This is a genomic window from Trichococcus collinsii (genome assembly GCF_900107505.1).
In the GTDB taxonomy this organism is placed as follows: domain Bacteria; phylum Bacillota; class Bacilli; order Lactobacillales; family Aerococcaceae; genus Trichococcus; species Trichococcus collinsii.
Genome location: NZ_FNQH01000001.1, coordinates 642,613 through 660,820 on the forward strand (window position 1 = coordinate 642,613; position 18,208 = coordinate 660,820).

Sequence of the window (18,208 nt, forward strand, 5' to 3'; positions counted from 1 at the left end):
TTAGTCTCTAAGAATTTTAGAAAGTAAGCATCCGGCTATTAGAATTTACGCTTTCTAGCAGCTTCAGATTTCTTCTTACGTTTCACACTTGGCTTTTCATAAAATTCATGTTTACGAGCGTCTTGTAGAGTTCCAGTTTTTGAAACAGTACGTTTAAAGCGACGAAGAGCATCATCAAGAGATTCGTTTTTACGAACAACTGTTTTTGACATTAAATATTCCCTCCCTCCGAGCATTAAAAGTAACGTTTCCTTTTGAAAAATAGTGAAATCAAAATGAAATTGTTCTTTTGATATTATATCATAGGAGGAAGCAATTGCAACGTTTTATTGCAAAACTAAAAAGTGGATTATCCGACTGGGCGAAAGTTTCACTTCATTAGCCAAATGGACGCCCTATGCATTTGCCAAACATTTCTTGCAGACTCCAAATATTTCGAAGCGATGGGACGAAATTTGGCACCCTTCCAACTGTTGCTCAAAGAAATCCATCGGACACATCTGCAAAGCAATTGTCATCCCGCATTGTTGACAAATAAAGTGATGATGATGGTGCCCCTCGTGCAAACAAGTTATTCGGAACAACTTTTCGTTGTTCAATTCTGTTTCTTCCAAGATACCAACTTCTACAAAAGTATACAGGTTGCGATATATTGTGTCATAGCTGAGTGTTGGATATTCATCCTGTAACGCATGCAGAACAGCTTTTGCAGACAGATAGCGGTTAGCTTCCACAAAAACCGTAATGATATCTTCTCTTTTTTGGGTATATTTATAACCTTGTTTCTTTAATTGCTGCAGTGCAATGGTTACCGTATCTACCGGCATCATTTTCCCTCCCGACTCTATCAATTTCAAATTGACTATAGTATATTATTACTGAGATTGCAATCATTAAGATTTAGAAAGGACGAAATTATATGGAGCAACCAGAGCAACATGACCTGCACTTTGTCATCATATCCGATTCGGTAGGAGACACCGCCAGAAAAGTCCTTCAGGCTGTCTTGGCACAATTCCCATCGATAACTGTTCATATGTATCATTATCCATTCATTAGAAAAATGAAAGACTTGGAGCCTGTATTAGTAGAGGCCAAAGAGCTGAAAGCATTTGTCATCCATACTTTGGTCGTCGAGGATTTGAGTGAGTACACGGACAGTTTCTGTGCTGCAGAGGACTTGCCTTGCTATAATATATTGAAAGCAATGGTCAGGGATATCACCGAAATGACTGGGCAGCAACCCATACGGAGAGCAGGTGCCCTGCATCGTTTGGATGATGAATACTTTAACCGGATAAGCGCCATCGAGTTTGCCGTCAAGTACGACGACGGCAAAGATCCAAAAGGTTTCTTGGATGCTGACTTGGTCCTGCTTGGCGTTTCCCGCACTTCTAAGACGCCGCTCTCCATGTTTTTGGCGAACAAGACCATCAAAGTAGCAAACCTGCCGATTATGCCGGAAGCTGCAGTGCCTGACGAAATTTGGCAAGTGGATCCTAAGAAAATCGTCGGATTGACCAATGATGCAGAGGTATTGAATAATTTCCGCAAAGAGCGGATGATTGCCTACGGATTATCGCCGGAAACCATTTATTCGGACATGGACCGCATCCGTGCTGAGTTGGAATACGCCTATGAATTGTACAACAAATTGGGTTGTATCGTCATCAACGTGTCCAAACGTTCTATAGAAGAAACAGCTGCCATCATCATGAGCAGCATCGAAATTTCCGATACCACCATTATAACCTGACGCAAAAAGAAGAGGACCCGGATTAAAATTCGGGTCCTCTTCTTTTTGTTTTTATATTCATTGCTGCAACAGGTGCGTTAGAATCCTCTGCTGGATCCGCCGCCTCCGGAAGAACCGCCGCCTCCGAAACCGCCTCCGCCACCAAAGCCACCGCCTCCGAAACCGCCTCCGCCGTATCCTCCACGATGATTGTTTCCGCGATAACCGCCGCCGCCTCCACTAAGAAGCAACCACCACAATGGATTCATTCCGCCACCACGACCACCGCGACCTCCTCTGCCTCTGCCGCCAAAAAAGAAGGACAACAGCAAAAGAATGAACAGGAATTGGACGAGTGATGCGAAGAACGATGAATCTCCTTCCGCGTATTGCGTTGTATCAACAGGATAGCCGGAGAAAATCACTTCGTCATCAAATTGGTATTCCTGATTGACGACAACTGCCGCCTCAGTAAAGATTTCTTTCAGACCGCCATCGAAATCATTGGCCGAAAGATATTCCAAGTGATTGTCCAGAATTCTACCAGTTCTGCTGTCCGTTAGAGCACCTTCCAGACCGTAACCGATCTCGAAGCGGATTTCCCTTTCCTCCAGAGCCAACAAAATCAGCACACCATTATCAGCATCCGCCTGGCCAATTTTCCACTTTTCGAACAGATCGACAGAATATTCCTCGATTGTCTCACCCTGCAGTGAATCAACCACTGCCACGACAACTTGAGGTTTTTCTTCGGTCAATTCATACTGCTCATTCACGCTCATGATGAATGTTTTTGTTTCCTCGGAAAGCGTACCGCTTGGATCATAGACATAAAATTCGCTAGTCGGATCAGGTAATTCCTGCGCGTTTTTGGATGGCGCGAACACCATCGAAAAGAAGAACGCTCCCAAAATCAAAAGTAGTTGCCATCGTGCCTTTTTCCTCATTTGAAACAAAGCGTCATCAACCCCTCAATTATTCGTCGTCTGTATTCAGGTCTACACTAGGTGCGGTTTCAGCGCCGCTGACCGCTTCGAAATAAGATTTTTCATCAAATCCGAAAAGCCCTGCCATGAGCGATCCAGGGAACCGTTTGACTTTGTTGTTGTATTGTTGCACAGATTCGTTGTATCGATCCCTTTCGACAGAAATCCTGTTTTCGGTACCTGCCAACTCATCCATAAGAGCCGTCACTTGTTCGTTTGATTTCAGTTCCGGATAGTTCTCTACGATTACCAACAGGCGCGAAAGTGCAGATTCCATTTCGTTGCTGGCTGTAACCTGTTCTTCAGTCGTCTGAGCACTACCGATTCTTGCGCGGGCATCAGCGATTGCACCGAATACTTCCTGTTCTTGTTCCATAGCGCCTTTGACCGATTCCACTAAGTTGGGAATCAGATCATAACGTCTTTGTAGTTTGGTTTCAACATTCGCCCATTGCACATCGACATTGCTTTCCTCCGTCACCAAACCATTATAAGAGCTGATCAATGGCACTCCCAACAGCAACACCGCAATAAACACTCCAATTAAGCCTTTCAACCAACCTTTCATCATTCCATCTCCTTTATTATTTCATTTTGTGCTTACATACAATTATCCCTGATTTCAGGCAAAACCGCATCCATCCAAAGATGTATTTCTTACTGGTTCAGTATGTCTTCCAATAAACTCGGATTGAATGTCTGGGACTTCAGCATATCCAATTCGAATCTGTAAGGCGCCTTTTTATTCTTTTTGTCCTCGCCCACAAACGGCGTTTCCAATATTTTCGGTAAATTCTGTAGTTGCGGATGGTGAACAATTTTATTTAAGGTTTCGAAGCCGATGGTGCCAAACCCGATATTCGCATGTCTGTCCTTGTGCGTCCCTCTCTCGTTTTTCGAGTCGTTGACATGGATCATTTTCAAACGTTCCAGTCCGATGATGCGGTCGAATTCTTCCAAAACACCGTCGAAGTCCTCTTTGACGTTATAGCCTGCATCATTCGTATGGCATGTATCAAGCGTTACAGACAACTTGTCATTATAGATTACGCCATCCATTATGGCAGCCAACTCCTCAAACGTCCGGCCGATTTCCGTGCCTTTTCCGGCCATCGTCTCCAAGGCAATCTGCGCTGTTTGACTTGGCTCCAGCACTTCATTCAGGCCCTTGATGATCTGTTTGATGCCTATCTCGGAACCTGCACCCACGTGCGAACCTGGGTGCAGCGTGATTTGTTTTGCGCCCAGCGCTTGCGCTCGCACGATTTCATCGCGTAAAAATCCGATTGCAAATTCAAAATGATCTGGTTTCGTTGTGTTTGCCAAGTTGATGATGTAGGGTGCATGTACGACCAGCTCCACCAGACCGTGCTTTGCCATATAGTCCATACCTTCCGGAATATTCATCTCATCGACGCTTTTTCTCCGGGTATTCTGTGGAGCACCTGTATAGATCATAAAAACCGAAGAACCGTAAGATGCTGCCTCCTCTGCTGAACCCAGCAGCATCTTTTTACCGCCCATAGAAACATGTGAACCTATCTTTAACATATCTTCACCCTTTTATTGTGTATTATCCTAAAAAGCATTTCCATCTTATACAAAATAAGAGACGAAAAAAACAGCCTTATGATACGATTATTGTATCATAAGGCCTGTTTTCCTTACCATCAGATGCTCTTTTTAGTGCAATTGTTAGTCCGAGGTTAATCTAATGAAGCGATTTTCAGGCTCAATTCTTTCAACTGGGCTGCGCTAACTTCACTTGGAGCGTTCGTCATCGGGTCGAAAGCTTTTCCGTTTTTAGGGAACGCGATCACTTCGCGGATGTTCGATTCGCCAGCCAACAACATGACCAAACGATCCAGCCCTAACGCGATGCCGCCATGCGGTGGGAAGCCGTAGTCGAATGCATCCAACAAGAAACCGAACTCCTCTTCGGCATCTTCTTTGCTGAAGCCAAGTGCTGCAAACATCTGCTCCTGTACTTCCCTTGTGTAGATACGTAGAGAGCCGCCGCCGATTTCATAACCGTTCAGGACGATATCATAGGCTTGTGCATAAACTTCTTCGGGATGATCTGCTAATTTTGCAAGATCTTCATCGTTTGGACGGGTGAATGGGTGGTGCATTGCAGTGTATCGTTTAGCGTCCGCATCGTACTCAAGCAATGGCCAATTCACAACCCAAACGAAAGCAAATTGAGATTTGTCGATCAGGTCAAGATCGCGGCCGAACTTCAGACGTAGCTCTCCTAATGCTTGATAGACGATCTCTTTTTTATCAGCAACGAAAACCAGCAAGTCGCCAGGCTCCGCATCCATTAATCTGATCAATTCTTCGCTGTCTTCGGTGAAGAATTTTGCCACGGCACCTTTAAGTCCGTCCTCTTCGACTTTCATCCAAGCCATGCCTTTTGCACCGTATTGTTTGGCGTATTCGATCAGGTTATCCATATCTTTGCGCGAGTAGGCATCGGCTTTGCCTTTGACGTTCAAACCACGGACTTGGCCGCCGTTTTCGCTGGTCGCTTTAAATACATTGAATGAAGAAGTTTTCGCAAATTCATTCATGTCGATCAGTTCCAATGCAAAACGGGTATCCGGCTTATCGCTGCCGAAACGGTTCATCGCTTCATCGTAGGAAATACGAGGGAACGGAGCCGGAATGTCTTTGCCCAAAACGTCCTTCATGACTCTCTGAAGCATTGTTTCGGTGATTTCCTGGATCTCCGCTGCAGACAGGAAACTGGTTTCGATATCGATTTGGGTGAATTCCGGCTGTCTGTCGCCGCGCAGATCTTCGTCGCGGAAGCAACGCACGATCTGGTAATAGCGGTCAAAGCCAGCGCCCATAAGCATCTGTTTGAACAGTTGAGGTGATTGCGGCAGTGCATAAAACTCGCCTTGATGGACACGGGACGGAACGATATAGTCACGCGCACCTTCCGGAGTCGATTTCGTCAAATAAGGTGTTTCGATGTCCATGAAATTCAAGTCATCCAAATAGTTGCGGACAGTGCGCGTCGTTTGGTGGCGAATTTTCATGTTGTTCATCATCTTGTCTCTTCTTAAATCGATGTAACGGTATTTCATGCGCAATTCATCGGATACGTTCAGATCGCCTTCGATATAGAAAGGCGGTGTTTTTGCTTTCGCCAAAATCTCCACGGATTCCGCTTCGATTTCGATTGTGCCTGTGCCGATGTTCGGATTGACCTGATTTGCTTCACGAAGGACTACTTTACCTTTGACCTGCAGGACATATTCCCCACGGATCGTTTCCGCGATGCGGAAAGCTTCTTCATTGAATTCTGTGTTGAAAACGACTTGGACGATGCCTTCGCGGTCACGTAGATGGATAAAGATCAATCCGCCTAAGTCTCTTCTTTTGTTAACCCAACCATTGGCGACGACTGTCTGTCCAACGGTTGCTTCCGTAAATAATCCGCAATATTCTGTTCTTCTATCCATTTTCACTACCCTTTTCTGTATGTTCTAGTCTTCTTTTCCGAAAAATTCATTGAAAGCCGTCATATCTGCTGTCTGTGTTTTGTACACTTTATCAAAATCAGCGTAAATCTCAGTCAACGCCACTTTCTGCTCTTTGCCTGTCGCCATCACTTTGAATTGTACTTGTTTGTTGTTCAATTCATCCTCGCCGATGGTCAGCACTACTTTGGCCCCATTTTTCGTCGCGGTCTTGAATTGCGCTTTGGCTTTGCGGTCTTGGAAGTCCCGATCAGCAGAATACCCTGCTTGGCGCGCATTTTGAACCAATTTCAAGGATTCGATGTTCGTAGCTTCTCCCAAACCGACCACATAGACATCCAACTCGGATAGTTTCGGTACATCAACTTGCTGATCTTTCATCAAAAGGATCAATCTTTCCAAGCCCATCCCGAAGCCAAACCCAGGCACTTCCGGTCCGCCGATTTCCTGGACCAGGCCGTCATAACGGCCGCCACCGCAGATGGTCGTTTCCGCTCCGAAGACTGCGGATGAGGTCATGATTTCAAAAATCGTATCCTGATAATAATCGAGCCCGCGGACCATGTTGCTGTTGATCGTGAATGGGATTTCCAATGCCTGAAGCATTTCCTGAACCGATTCAAAATGTTTCTTCGAATCTTCCGACAGGAACTGCAAAATGCTTGGTGCCTGGGCAACGATTTCCTTATCGCGCTTGTCTTTGCTGTCCAACACACGCAAAGGATTCTTGTGGAGACGGGTCTGGGAATCTTTGCTCAGTTCATCATGGAAAGGTTCCAAGTAGGCGATCAACGCTTCGCGGTATCTGATCCGATCTTCTGTCTTGCCCAACGAATTGATGACCAATTTCAGATCGCTCAATTCCAATTCCTTCAGTATATCCCATGCCAATGCCATCGTTTCTACATCGGTCGCCGGATTGACGCTTCCAAAAACTTCGACACCCAGTTGGTGGAATTGGCGCATCCTTCCGCCTTGTGGCCTTTCGTAGCGGAACATTGGGCTGATGTAGTAGACTTTTAGAGGCTTCGGATATTCTGGACCGAACAGTTTGTTTTCGACATAGGCCCGAACCACTGGAGCCGTTCCTTCAGGCTTCAACGCGATGTGTCGTTCCCCTTTATCGTAGAAGTCGTACATTTCCTTCGATACTATGTCGCTCGTATCGCCGACCCCTCTTGAGAACAGTTCATAACTTTCGAACATCGGGGTGCGGATTTCTGAGAATTGATAGTCATGCAGTAAGATGCGGGCTGTTTCTTCCACGTATTGCCAAATTTCTGCTTCCTGCAAAAATATGTCGGCAGTCCCTTTTGGTTTTTGTATCATTTTTATAACCATTCCTTTCGCTTCATACTGTCTTCTGTCTGAAAAAAAGCAAAAAAATAGCCCTCTTTCCATCATGGAAAAGGACGATTAGTCAGACGTGGTGCCACCTTTATTCGAAAGCATAGCTTTCCTTTAACGAGTAACGTTCGTGGCGTAATAGCTTTTCACTATTAATCCTCCAACCTGTCTTTCGAATAAACGTTTGGGAGTGCTCTCAGCCGCGGCAATCCTCTCTGAATCAAACCAATCTATTCTACTTCGATCTTCACTGGACATTTATAATTTCTTTAACGATACAAGATAAGCTCCGAATTGTCAATACTGTTTTCATCATATTTTCACTTTCCGGGCTAACGCAGCGGCACGCCTGCTTCTGCGTGGGTTTCAGGAACAGTTGCGCATGCAGTGTTGGAAGGTTGCGATGCGGTTCTGCCTTGTCCGCAAAAGTAGCACAGCTATAATTTCTGAAAAGGCTTTGCATTGGATACCGTATCTTTGCTATAATGATAGAAGAATTGAACAATTTTTGTAAAATTTATGCATCCCAAACCAGAAAGGAGACAATCAGTGAAGACTATCGCAAAAAATAGACACCTGTTCTTCTTGGCGCTTGTTCTGCTATTTGTCGGATTTGGCTCCTTCGGTACGGTAGCATTAGCCAACTATACTACAGTCAGCATATCCGCCAACATCGTAAATGTTCGATCCGGTCCAGGATTGTCGTATGATATTATGACGCAAATTCAAGGCGGTTCCTCAGTCAACGTTCTGGCCAATAAGAACGAATGGTACAAAGTTCGGTTATCGGACGGAAGGATCGGATGGGTGGCCAGTTGGCTGATCAACAACACCGAGATCGCGGCAACATCCGAATTACTGGCAACAATACTGGTGCCCTCTGCCAATGTTCGGCAAGAGAACAATGAAACATCCGAAGTTATTGGAACAGCAAGTGAAGGCGAAAAATTCGCTCTGCTGTATGAGGAGAACGGTTGGAGCCAAATCCAATACAACAATAAAGTCGCTTGGATTCTGTCTGAGCTGATTGAAATTTCTCCTGGCAGCATTCAGTTGGCGCCGGAAACAGTTGATACTACAGCAGTTGTCGCAGACGACGCTAATCCAAAAGTCCTCATCACTATGGATGGCGTAAATGTCCGCAGCGGGCCTTCTACCGGTAGTGACATCCTGTTCATTGCCGAAAAAGACGAAGAGTACGAACTGATCAGTGAATCCGGTGATTTCTATAAGATCCTTTATGAGGGAAACAAGGAAGGCTACGTCGCCTCCTGGTTGGTGGAAACATCCGAGTCGCTTAATACGCCCGTCACTGCGTCATCCACCACCACGCTAGCCGAAGCGACCATCGTGATCGATCCGGGCCACGGAGGGGAAGATCCAGGTGCGGAAGGTACTTATATCTACGAGAAGGAAGTCACACTCAAAACCGCTGAAACGGTGGCTGAAAAATTACGCAGTGCCGGAGCAAACGTCATATTGACGCGCACCTCTGATGTATACGTCACCTTGGAAGATCGAGCAGAAATGAGTAATGTCAACAACGCCGACCTGTTCATCAGCCTTCACTATGATTCCACTGCAAGCGGTACTTCTGCGACCGGCTTCACGACTTATTACTATGCTGATGCGGATATTCCATTGGCAAATTTGGTCGATGATCACCTGGCTGACACATTGCCGCTGCAGGACAACGGATCCAAATTTGGCGATTTCTTGGTCACACGCGAAAATGATCAACCTGCTTTGTTGTTGGAGCTTGGCTATATGAACAACGATTCCGACGTCAAGACCTTCAATTCCGACTATTATCGCTCACTGGTGGCAGAAAGCATCTACCAAGCACTGACTGAATATTTCCAATAAAAAAAGCTGAATAAGAAAACAGAGTCGGCAGCTTGAACCTCGAATGGTTCAAGCTGCCGACTCTGTTATTTGTTTTTGGAATCGATGAGGATGGTTACGGGCCCATCGTTGTTCAAACGGACAGACATGTGTGCACCGAACTTGCCCGATGCCACCTGAAAGCCTTCTGCGCTCAACAACTCGTTGAATGCTTGATATAGTTCCTCCCCGATTTCCGGAGGGGCTGCATTAGTGAAGCTTGGGCGATTCCCTTTTTTGGTATCAGCGAACAAAGTGAATTGGGATATCGAAAGGATGGCTCCAGACACATCCTTCAAAGATCGGTTCATTTTGCCTTCCTCATCCTCGAACACCCTGAGATTCGAAACTTTTCGGACGAGGTAATGGACATCCTCTTGGTTGTCGTCCTTGCCGATGCCGACCAAAAGCATGAAGCCTTCACCAATTTCTCCGATGATTTCATCATCAACAGAGACGGATGCTTCCGTCACTTTCTGTACAACAATTCGCATATCTGGCCTCGATTCATTTTGTTTAGGATGTGACCCTTCTGACTGTGTAAACATCCGGAATATTTTTGATTTTATCAACGATTTTATCCAGTTGACTTAAATTTTGAATCCCAATTTTCAATGTAATGACAGCAATTTTATTGCTGTCGACCTTACCGTTTACGCTGCTGAGATTTTTGGTCATCGTGTTCACGACATGCAGGATCTCGTTCAGCAGCCCGGAACGATTGTAGCCCTCGACCGTCAATTCGGTTTCGTAATCGATATTTGAGGTGCCGGTATCTTCCCACTCGACATCGATCAAGCGGTTGCCGTGCTCTCCGGATACCTGAACATTCGGGCAATCTTTCCGATGGACCGAGATGCCGCGCCCTTTTGTTATGTAGCCGACGATTTCATCCCCCGGGACCGGATTGCAGCAGTGGCTGATGCGGATGAGCAGGTTGTCTACTCCTTGAATGACAACGCCGCCTTCATGTCGGATCTTCATTTTAGGATTATCTTTTTTCGTTTTTTGCTCGATCGTATCCAGCTGTTGTTCCGCTTTGTGTTTATCACGCTCACGGCGGGCTTTTTCGGTCAAACGATTGGAGACGATGAATGCAGACAGTTCGCCGAAGCCAATTGCCGCATAGAGGTCATCTTCCGAATTCACATTGAAGCGATTCAATAAATCTTTGATCGCTAATTTGGTCAGGAACTCTTTTGGCGAAAATTCCATTTCCGTCAATTGTTTTTCCAGCATATCCCGGCCTTTGATTACATGTTCATCGCGGTCCTGAAGCTTGAAGTAGCGTTTGATTTTATTTTTTGCCTTGCTTGTAGAAACCAAGTTGACCCAGTCCCTGCTTGGACCGAATGAGTTCGGGGATGTCATCACTTCGATGATATCGCCATTCTGCAACTTGTAATTCAAAGGGACAATCTTCCCGTTGACTTTCGCCCCGATGGTTTTGTGGCCAATTTCGGTATGGATGTTATAAGCGAAATCCAAAGGACCGGCACCGGATGGCAATTCCACAACATCGCCTTTCGGAGTGAAGACATAGACTTTGTCCTTAAAAATATCCTCCTTGACGCTTTCGACAAATTCGCTAGCGTTCTTGGAATCATCCTGCAGATCGATCAGATCGCGGAACCAATCAATCTGATGAGGCATTTTATCCGGATCGATTTTTTTGGTGATGCCTTCCTTGTATGCCCAGTGCGCCGCAACCCCATACTCCGCGACTTGGTGCATTTCGATCGTCCTAATTTGGATTTCTACAGGTGTTCCCTGCGTCCCGATGACGGTCGTGTGCAGTGACTGATACATATTAGCTTTGGGCATGGCGATATAGTCTTTGAAGCGGCCCGGCATAGGTTTCCATTTTGTATGGATGGCCCCCAAAACGGCATAACAATCTTTGATGGAATGGACGATGACGCGGATAGCCAACAGATCATAGATTTCTGTGAACTGTTTCTTTTGGTCCTTCATTTTTCGGTAGATGGAGTTGATGTGCTTCGGTCTGCCGTAGATGTCGGCTTCAATTTCCAATTCATCGATCGAATCTTTGATTTTGTTGATCGTATCTTTGATGTACAATTCCCGTTCATCACGTTTGCTGTTCATCAAATGAACAATCCGGTAATATTGCTGCGGATTCAGATATCTGAGCGACGTATCCTCCAGTTCCCACTTGATTCGGTTCATCCCTAGACGGTGGGCTAAGGGTGCGTATATTTCCAGTGTCTCATTGGAAATGATCCGTTGTTTTTCAGGTGTATGGTATTTCAGGGTGCGCATGTTGTGCAGTCTATCCGCCAGCTTCACCATGATGATCCGCAGATCCTTCGCCATAGCCATCAACATCTTACGGTGGTTTTCTGCCTGTTGTTCTTCATGGGACTTGTACTTGATCTTCCCCAATTTTGTGACGCCATCCACTAAGATGGCTACGGTTTTGGAGAATTCACGCTCGATATCCTCTAATGTATATTCTGTATCCTCCACAACATCATGTAAAAATCCTGTAGCAATCGTTTCTGGATCCAATTCCAAATCTGCCAATATCGCGGCGACTTGAGTCGGATGAACGAAGTACTCCTCACCGGACTTCCGCATCTGTCCGCTGTGAGCGTCCCTGGCAAAGTCGCAAGCTTTTTGGACAAATGCCACATGGGTTTCATTCATATATTCCGCGCATAGCTGCACAACCTCTTCAGGCGAATAGTTTTTGATTTTCGGCATGTTGTCACTCCTGACTCTTAAGATTATGTATTTACTTACTGCGATTCCGTCCGTAAACGGAAAAGATGCTGAATATATACTATTCTGCACACAAAAAAGTGAATATATTTCCCTTTATTATACTTTAAATCAGAACGATGCGCCATCAACATTTATCCTCTGTTTTCAACCTCAAACCTGAAAAAACCTTGAAGGACCTCTTCATAAAAAAGAAGTCCCTCAAGGTTTCCTTGATCATTCGATTATTCGGATGCAGATGGAGCATCCTTGCATTTATTTTGCTGCAAGCCAACCTTCGACGATTTTCTTCCCGCTGGAAGTGCCCAAGCGCGTTGCTCCAGCTGCGATGAAGGCCAATGCATCTTCATACGAGCGCACGCCGCCGCTTGCTTTTACGCCCATCACAGGTCCGACTGTGTTGCGCATCAGTGCAATATCCTCCAATGTTGCGCCCCCTGTTGAAAAACCGGTGGAAGTCTTGACGAAGTCGGCGCCCGCCTTTTGAGCCAGTTGGCAAGCGATGACTTTTTCATCATCTGTCAATAGGCACGTCTCGATGATGACCTTCAGGATTGCCTTGTCTTTGACGGCTTCGACCAAAGCTGCGATTTCATGTTCGACTGTTTGGTAATTGCCATCTTTCAAAGCTCCGATATTGATGACCATATCCACTTCATCGGCACCGTTCTGCACCGCCTGTTTCGCTTCGAAAGTCTTCACTTCTGCCGTATTGGCGCCATGCGGAAAACCGACGACGGTGCAGACAAGCACATCCGAACCGGTCAGGAATGCTTCAACCTTTTTGACCCAGCAAGGTTGTACACAGACGGATTTGAAGTCATATTCCCTCGCTTCTTCGCAAAGAGCTTTGATTTCCTCTTCTGTCGCATCTTGTCTTAATAAAGTGTGATCAATATATTTGTTTAATTTTTCAACCATTTTTATCCGCTCCCTTTCTTAATTCCATTTCATAGGATACTGCCGCCAATGCATACAAGGGCGCTGTTTCAGCCCGCAAAATCCTCGGCCCTAAGGCACAGCTCTTATGGCCGGCTTGTCTGAATGCCGCCAGTTCCTCAAACGTTAATCCGCCTTCAGGCCCGAACACAAACAACAATGAATCACCTGGTTCAAGATTTTCAAGCGTGTTCACCAAGATGCTACCCTCACCGGCCTTTGCATCCTCTTCATAGGCAATCAACACTTTGCTGTATTTTTCCGCTTCCGCCAGCAACTCTTTGAGATTGTGGACAGGGTGCACAAAAGGCTCTTTTTGGCGGTGCGATTGCTCGGCTGCCTCTTTCGCAATTTTTTGGAGCCGCTGCTGTTTTTTTTCACTTTTGTCCGCTGTCCACTTTACAACCGCATTTTTTGCTGCGAATGGGATGAAGGCTGTCGCGCCCAACTCCGTGCCCTTCTGTACGATGTATTCCAGCTTGTCGCCCTTCGGTAATCCGCAGGCAATCGCAATCTTGAGCGGAAGTTCCGTGGAGCGGTCTTCATCGGCTACCCACTTCAAACTCACTGTATCTGCGGATATGTCGGTGATTTCAGCAACAAACGAAATGCCCGAGTTATCGGCTAAATACACTTGCTCCCCTGGCTTCATGCGCATCACATGCACCATATGGTGATGGAAATCATCCGATAAAATAATCGCCTGCATTTGGTAATCTTTTGCTAGAGGCGGAATGATGTATCGTTGCATGCTTCAATCCTCCACATTTTTAGTGCAGATCAGGCAAACCCAATCTTTCATTTGCTTTTCTTGCTCGATCTCAAAACCATTGCTTACCAATGCTGCGACCAGCTCATCTTTCTTCGAATCGATGATCCCCGAAAGGATGAAATAACCATCATCCTTGAGGTTGTTGTAAGCATCGGGAAGCAACAACATCAGGATTTCCGCCAGTATATTCGCAACGATGATGTCCGCTTGCTGATCGGCAATTCCTACCAAAAGGTTGTTCTCTTTGACGATGACATCCGAAGCATAGGCATTATAAGCGATGTTCTCTTTGGAAACGCGTGTGGCAATTTCATCGATATCGTAGGCATAGACAGTGTCTGCACCCATTGCCTTGGCTGCGATGCTTAAAACGCCAGACCCGGTTCCGACATCGATTACTTTTTCGCCACCCCGCATCACTGCTTCAAGCGCTTCGATGGACAGACGCGTCGTTGGATGCGTGCCGGTACCGAAAGCCATGCCTGGATCCAATTGAATCAGGATTTCTTTTTCATCTTCAGGCGTGTATTCTTCCCAATAAGGTACAATCGTCAAAAAGCGCGTCAGTCGGATCGGATGGAAATATTCTTTCCAAGAGTTTTCCCAATCCTCTTCTTTCACTTCGTTGATCTGCAGCTCATTCTTCCCGATTTTTAGATCAAATTTTTCCAGTTCCGCCAGCCGTTCTTTGATGAACAACACAGTATCCTGGAAGCCCGCGTTGTTCGGATAATAAGCCATGATGTACACGGCATGCCCTTCTTCGGGCAACGCACGTTCCTCCTTTATTTGGCCGAAGCCATCATCCTGCAGATTGACAAAGTCCAATTCGTCATCTATCGCGACGCCTTTCGCACCGGCTTCCATCAATATATTTGATACAGCCTCAACCGCTTCGGTAGCAGTCACAACCTTTACTTCATTCCATTCCATTTGCAATCACCTTTCCTACCATCTAAGGGTATCGATAATACGTTTCATCATATCTTCCTATTTCCTTCAGTGTTTCGATTGTCTGAACAAAATTCTGCTCATTCCAATGCAATTCGAAGCTGGAGTCTCCTTCGTTATTCAGAAAGTCCCTGAGCTTGCTGTTGGCCTCACCAACAGTCAAGCGGATATTCTTGACAACCGCTTCGGCCAATCCGCCTTGAATCCCTTTTTTCCGATCAAAGGGAATACCGGTCAAATACTCCTCTGTTTTGATTTTTGAGGATGAACGATCATAGAACAAAACAGAATCTTCAAAAATGAACCGATCTTCGTGATTCGAATGGCCAAATATATCAGAAATACTGTTGTCTGGAGGATAACTGACTTCTAATAATAACACAATTTCGACTGTATGGAAGGGTTTATGCCACTCCAATCGCCATTCGCAAGGCAAGTGCTGTTCTTCCAATTCCTCATGGATTTTGTCGATCATACTTTTGTCCATTTTCTTCCTCCTCGTAGCTTCGTTTCGGCATAGCCTAAGCGGCTGTGCATCGCCTCCGGATGATGCTCTCAATCCATTGTAGCAAAAAATGGGAAAAAGATATATTCCGGGCTATGCAGCAGCTGGTCATTTGCCATAAAAGGTCTAACGACTTGTATGGAAGGATTTCTATAAGGGGTAGTTTGTGCTATATTTACTATAGGCAAAAAGTTGGAGGGATATTTCATGACAGCACAATCAGAGATCAGACAATCCATCGATTACTTAGTGACGCGCATCGCCCGTGATTACCAAAAAGAAGAATACAAAGGCAGCTTAAAAGTCCAAATTCCATTCGGTAGAAGGGCTGAAATACTGCTGGCTGATGATTATCTCACAGCAGATGAAAAGATCATTTTCGAAGATGGTATCGATCCGGCTAAAAAAAGTCAACTATTCAAAGAGGTCCTGCAATCCAAAACGGATAAAGTCTTCAAGAGTTTTTTGTTGGAAATATTCGGTAAGCAGCCCGTTCTTAATGAAAATTTATTCATCACGACAACCAACTCCGGAAACAAGCACTACATTATCATCAATTTTCAAGGAGCCATGCCCTACTAGGCTTTCCCATCACTTAGGTCTTTCCTGAACACCGGCGGGAACAATAAAAAAATAGGTTGAGTTTATGCGAAAAGCCTGATATGATGTTGATTAGAATATTTGCTTATTAATATTACTGTTTTATGCTATACTGTTTAGGTAACAAGGACAACTAAAGAGGTGTGCAAATATGGCAGATAAAAATCTAACAACTAAAGATATTCTGCAAAAAGAATTCAAAAGCGCTATGAGAGGCTATAATGTTGCAGAAGTCGATGAATATCTGGATATGATCATAAGAGATTATGAGTCTTATCAAAAAGACCTTTCTTATCTTCAAAGCGAAAATGAACGTTTGATGAGCCGTGTGGATGAGTTGACGAAGCAAGCAGTTTTAGCTAAGCCGACCCAATCGAATGTATCATCAGTCGGCAGCGGTGTAACGAATTTTGATATTCTGAAACGCCTTTCCAACTTGGAGAAACATGTATTCGGTTCAAAACTGGATGAAACCAACGAAGAAGCAAACTAGCATCAAAAAACATTTGTAAATTTCGGGTAATTGCGGTCTCCTTTATGGAGGCTGAGGAAAGTCCATGCTCGCACAAGCTGAGATGCTTGTAGTGTTCGTGCTTAGCGAAACAATAAGCTAAGGCAATCGAGAGATTGACGGCAGAAAAAAAGGCTAAGGGCTTTGCCTATGCCTGAGTATTCTTGAAAGTGCCACAGTGACGAAGCAGACGGGGAAACCTTTCTGGTGGAACGCGGTAAACCCCTCGAGCGAGCAACCCAAACTTTGGTAGGGGCACTCTTTCCAAGGAAATGAACGAGGGAAAGAGGCAGAAATGCAGATAGATAATTACCTCCGCCATCAGAGGCCTGGCTCCGATGGCGCGACAGAACATGGCTTACAGAAATTTACAAATCAGGCTTTTTTTTCTTCAAAATGAATACGATCGAGGATGGGACAAGCTAATTTTTGTCCCATTTTTCGTGCATTAACCGGCAATTTCTAAGGCAAAACAATAAGGAGCACTAAATGAAAACATATCAACTAATGGCTACGGCCGCAAGTGGCATCGAAGCCATCACCGGCAATGAGCTGAAAAAAATGGGCTACAATGTCCAAGTCGAGAACGGCAAGGCCTACTTCACCGGTACGGAAGCGGACATCATCACCACCAACCTGTGGCTACGCACCGCTGACCGCATCAAAATCGTGTTCGGCAAATTCGAAGCAAAAACTTTCGATGATCTTTTCGAGCAAACGAAAGCTTTACCATGGGAACAAATCCTACCGATGGATGCGGAATTCCCTGTTTCCGGTAAATCACAAAAATCGACTTTGTACAGTGTCCCCGATTGCCAAGCAATCGTCAAAAAAGCCATCGTCAACCGTCTGAGCGAATACTACCACCGCCGTACCCGTTTGCCTGAATCCGGCGCCCTCTATCCGATTGAAGTAGCGATCAACAAAGATGAAGTGATTCTGACGATCGACACTAGCGGATCAAGTCTGTTCAAACGCGGGTACCGTTCCGAAAAAGGCGGCGCTCCACTGAAGGAAAATATGGCAGCTGCTTTGGTGATGTTGACCAATTGGTTCCCTGACCGTCCCTTCTATGACCCGACTTGCGGTTCCGGCACGATTCCAATCGAAGCGGCTTTAATCGGCCTGAATATAGCGCCTGGTTTGAAACGCTCATTTCCTTCCGAAGAATGGAACATCTTTGAAGAAGGTTTATGGGATCGCATCCGCAATGAAGCAAAAGCTGCTGCAAACTTCGATGTGAAATTGGATATCGGCGGTTCGGATATCGATCCGCATGTCATCGCCATCGCGAAGAGCAATGCCGAAAAAGCAGGCGTTGCGGATTATGTCACTTTCAAACAATTGGCTTTGGCCGATTTCACGACAACTAAGGAATATGGCACCATCGTATGCAACCCGCCGTACGGTGAGCGTCTTTCCGATCAGGAAGAGATCGAGATACTCTACAAAGAGATGGGCCAAGTTTTCCGTCCGTTGAAGACATGGAGCAAATACATCCTGACGAGCGAATTGCTTTTTGAAGAATTCTACGGCGAAAGAGCCACGAAAAAACGCAAACTCTACAACGGCAGATTGCGTACCGATTTCTTCCAATATTGGGGAACGCGCCCGCCAAGAATCAAAAAAGAGCTTGATACCAGCGAAACCAAATAAAAATAATTTTTCCAAATAAATAAAAGCAGTCTGAACGCCCCGCATCAGCGAGGGAGTTCAGACTGCTTTTTTGGTGAACAGCACCC

The 18,208-nt window shown here is 45.5% G+C and carries 18 protein-coding genes and 1 other RNA gene; 6 read left to right on the top strand and 13 right to left on the bottom strand.

The window, feature by feature from the left end; all coding sequences use genetic code 11:
- Window positions 1–38: 38 nt before the first annotated feature.
- The gene (gene rpsU, locus BLV66_RS02970; protein WP_086627850.1) at window positions 39–212 is read right to left on the bottom strand and encodes a 30S ribosomal protein S21; all 174 of its coding nucleotides are present in this window, start codon (window positions 210–212) and stop codon (window positions 39–41) included.
- Between the two features lie 183 nt (window positions 213–395).
- Window positions 396–827 (bottom strand): Fur family transcriptional regulator, encoded by a 432-nt coding sequence (locus BLV66_RS02975; RefSeq protein WP_086984753.1) that lies wholly within the window; start codon window positions 825–827, stop codon window positions 396–398.
- Between the two features lie 92 nt (window positions 828–919).
- Between BLV66_RS02975 and BLV66_RS02980 the strand changes: the two genes are divergently transcribed.
- Complete coding sequence (locus tag BLV66_RS02980; protein WP_086984752.1) at window positions 920–1,756, top strand: pyruvate, water dikinase regulatory protein; 837 nt, start codon at window positions 920–922, stop codon at window positions 1,754–1,756.
- A gap of 77 nt (window positions 1,757–1,833) precedes the next feature.
- Here the strand turns inward: BLV66_RS02980 and BLV66_RS15880 are convergent, their stop codons facing one another.
- From BLV66_RS15880 to hisS, 5 genes are all read right to left on the bottom strand, one after another.
- Window positions 1,834–2,682: a TPM domain-containing protein gene (locus BLV66_RS15880; RefSeq protein ID WP_086985979.1), complete on the bottom strand. Its 849-nt coding sequence runs from the start codon at window positions 2,680–2,682 to the stop codon at window positions 1,834–1,836.
- Window positions 2,683–2,710: 28 nt separating this feature from the next.
- Complete coding sequence (locus BLV66_RS02990) at window positions 2,711–3,292, bottom strand: LemA family protein (RefSeq protein ID WP_199902972.1); 582 nt, start codon at window positions 3,290–3,292, stop codon at window positions 2,711–2,713.
- Window positions 3,293–3,378: 86 nt separating this feature from the next.
- The gene (locus BLV66_RS02995) at window positions 3,379–4,272 is read right to left on the bottom strand and encodes a deoxyribonuclease IV (RefSeq protein ID WP_086984750.1); all 894 of its coding nucleotides are present in this window, start codon (window positions 4,270–4,272) and stop codon (window positions 3,379–3,381) included.
- A gap of 155 nt (window positions 4,273–4,427) precedes the next feature.
- On the bottom strand, window positions 4,428–6,194 hold the full coding sequence (gene aspS, locus BLV66_RS03000) for an aspartate--tRNA ligase (protein WP_086984749.1): 1,767 nt from the start codon (window positions 6,192–6,194) through the stop codon (window positions 4,428–4,430).
- Window positions 6,195–6,218: 24 nt separating this feature from the next.
- Complete coding sequence (gene hisS / locus BLV66_RS03005) at window positions 6,219–7,541, bottom strand: histidine--tRNA ligase (RefSeq protein ID WP_086985978.1); 1,323 nt, start codon at window positions 7,539–7,541, stop codon at window positions 6,219–6,221.
- Window positions 7,542–8,108: 567 nt separating this feature from the next.
- Between hisS and BLV66_RS03010 the strand changes: the two genes are divergently transcribed.
- Window positions 8,109–9,425, top strand: coding sequence for an N-acetylmuramoyl-L-alanine amidase family protein (locus BLV66_RS03010; RefSeq protein ID WP_245826641.1), 1,317 nt, complete (start codon window positions 8,109–8,111; stop codon window positions 9,423–9,425).
- 65 nt (window positions 9,426–9,490) lie between these two features.
- Here the strand turns inward: BLV66_RS03010 and dtd are convergent, their stop codons facing one another.
- The 6 genes from dtd to BLV66_RS03040 all read right to left on the bottom strand — a co-directional run bounded on the left by dtd (window position 9,491) and on the right by BLV66_RS03040 (window position 15,337).
- On the bottom strand, window positions 9,491–9,937 hold the full coding sequence (dtd, locus tag BLV66_RS03015; RefSeq protein WP_086984747.1) for a D-aminoacyl-tRNA deacylase: 447 nt from the start codon (window positions 9,935–9,937) through the stop codon (window positions 9,491–9,493).
- A gap of 22 nt (window positions 9,938–9,959) precedes the next feature.
- Window positions 9,960–12,170, bottom strand: a complete 2,211-nt coding sequence (locus tag BLV66_RS03020; RefSeq protein ID WP_086984746.1) for a RelA/SpoT family protein — start codon at window positions 12,168–12,170, stop codon at window positions 9,960–9,962.
- 273 nt (window positions 12,171–12,443) lie between these two features.
- Window positions 12,444–13,109: a deoxyribose-phosphate aldolase gene (gene deoC / locus BLV66_RS03025; RefSeq protein ID WP_086984745.1), complete on the bottom strand. Its 666-nt coding sequence runs from the start codon at window positions 13,107–13,109 to the stop codon at window positions 12,444–12,446.
- A complete protein-coding gene (locus tag BLV66_RS03030) occupies window positions 13,102–13,878 on the bottom strand; it encodes a 16S rRNA (uracil(1498)-N(3))-methyltransferase (protein WP_086984744.1) in 777 nt (258 codons plus the stop codon). Before BLV66_RS03030 ends, deoC begins: the two co-directional genes overlap by 8 nt.
- A gap of 3 nt (window positions 13,879–13,881) precedes the next feature.
- Window positions 13,882–14,832, bottom strand: a complete 951-nt coding sequence (gene prmA, locus BLV66_RS03035) for a 50S ribosomal protein L11 methyltransferase (protein WP_086984743.1) — start codon at window positions 14,830–14,832, stop codon at window positions 13,882–13,884.
- 22 nt (window positions 14,833–14,854) lie between these two features.
- Entirely contained in the window at window positions 14,855–15,337 is a 483-nt protein-coding gene (locus BLV66_RS03040) for a DUF3013 family protein (protein WP_086984742.1), read from the bottom strand.
- A gap of 225 nt (window positions 15,338–15,562) precedes the next feature.
- Between BLV66_RS03040 and BLV66_RS03045 the strand changes: the two genes are divergently transcribed.
- The 4 genes from BLV66_RS03045 to BLV66_RS03060 all read left to right on the top strand — a co-directional run bounded on the left by BLV66_RS03045 (window position 15,563) and on the right by BLV66_RS03060 (window position 18,122).
- Window positions 15,563–15,937: a hypothetical protein gene (locus BLV66_RS03045; RefSeq protein ID WP_086984741.1), complete on the top strand. Its 375-nt coding sequence runs from the start codon at window positions 15,563–15,565 to the stop codon at window positions 15,935–15,937.
- A 169-nt stretch (window positions 15,938–16,106) separates the two neighbouring features.
- Window positions 16,107–16,448: a cell division regulator GpsB gene (gene gpsB, locus BLV66_RS03050; protein ID WP_068559682.1), complete on the top strand. Its 342-nt coding sequence runs from the start codon at window positions 16,107–16,109 to the stop codon at window positions 16,446–16,448.
- Window positions 16,449–16,466: 18 nt separating this feature from the next.
- Window positions 16,467–16,832, top strand: an RNA gene (rnpB, locus tag BLV66_RS03055) — RNase P RNA component class B.
- 123 nt (window positions 16,833–16,955) lie between these two features.
- Window positions 16,956–18,122 (top strand): THUMP domain-containing class I SAM-dependent RNA methyltransferase, encoded by a 1,167-nt coding sequence (locus BLV66_RS03060; protein WP_086984740.1) that lies wholly within the window; start codon window positions 16,956–16,958, stop codon window positions 18,120–18,122.
- The last annotated feature ends 86 nt before the right edge of the window (window positions 18,123–18,208 follow it).

Excerpts from the sequence above, each read along its gene's own strand:
- BLV66_RS03020 (WP_086984746.1), bottom strand. The coding sequence starts at position 12,170 with ATGCCGAAAATCAAAAACTATTCGCCTGAAGAGGTTGTGCAGCTATGC.
- BLV66_RS03045 (WP_086984741.1), top strand. The coding sequence starts at position 15,563 with ATGACAGCACAATCAGAGATCAGACAATCCATCGATTACTTAGTGACG.
- dtd (WP_086984747.1), bottom strand. The coding sequence starts at position 9,937 with ATGCGAATTGTTGTACAGAAAGTGACGGAAGCATCCGTCTCTGTTGAT.
- hisS (WP_086985978.1), bottom strand. The coding sequence starts at position 7,541 with ATGATACAAAAACCAAAAGGGACTGCCGACATATTTTTGCAGGAAGCA.
- BLV66_RS15880 (WP_086985979.1), bottom strand. The coding sequence starts at position 2,682 with ATGAGGAAAAAGGCACGATGGCAACTACTTTTGATTTTGGGAGCGTTC.
- aspS (WP_086984749.1), bottom strand. The coding sequence starts at position 6,194 with ATGGATAGAAGAACAGAATATTGCGGATTATTTACGGAAGCAACCGTT.
- prmA (WP_086984743.1), bottom strand. The coding sequence starts at position 14,832 with ATGGAATGGAATGAAGTAAAGGTTGTGACTGCTACCGAAGCGGTTGAG.
- gpsB (WP_068559682.1), top strand. The coding sequence starts at position 16,107 with ATGGCAGATAAAAATCTAACAACTAAAGATATTCTGCAAAAAGAATTC.
- BLV66_RS03060 (WP_086984740.1), top strand. The coding sequence starts at position 16,956 with ATGAAAACATATCAACTAATGGCTACGGCCGCAAGTGGCATCGAAGCC.
- BLV66_RS02990 (WP_199902972.1), bottom strand. The coding sequence starts at position 3,292 with ATGATGAAAGGTTGGTTGAAAGGCTTAATTGGAGTGTTTATTGCGGTG.
- BLV66_RS02975 (WP_086984753.1), bottom strand. The coding sequence starts at position 827 with ATGCCGGTAGATACGGTAACCATTGCACTGCAGCAATTAAAGAAACAA.
- rpsU (WP_086627850.1), bottom strand. The coding sequence starts at position 212 with ATGTCAAAAACAGTTGTTCGTAAAAACGAATCTCTTGATGATGCTCTT.
- deoC (WP_086984745.1), bottom strand. The coding sequence starts at position 13,109 with ATGGTTGAAAAATTAAACAAATATATTGATCACACTTTATTAAGACAA.
- BLV66_RS02980 (WP_086984752.1), top strand. The coding sequence starts at position 920 with ATGGAGCAACCAGAGCAACATGACCTGCACTTTGTCATCATATCCGAT.
- BLV66_RS03040 (WP_086984742.1), bottom strand. The coding sequence starts at position 15,337 with ATGGACAAAAGTATGATCGACAAAATCCATGAGGAATTGGAAGAACAG.
- BLV66_RS03030 (WP_086984744.1), bottom strand. The coding sequence starts at position 13,878 with ATGCAACGATACATCATTCCGCCTCTAGCAAAAGATTACCAAATGCAG.
- BLV66_RS02995 (WP_086984750.1), bottom strand. The coding sequence starts at position 4,272 with ATGTTAAAGATAGGTTCACATGTTTCTATGGGCGGTAAAAAGATGCTG.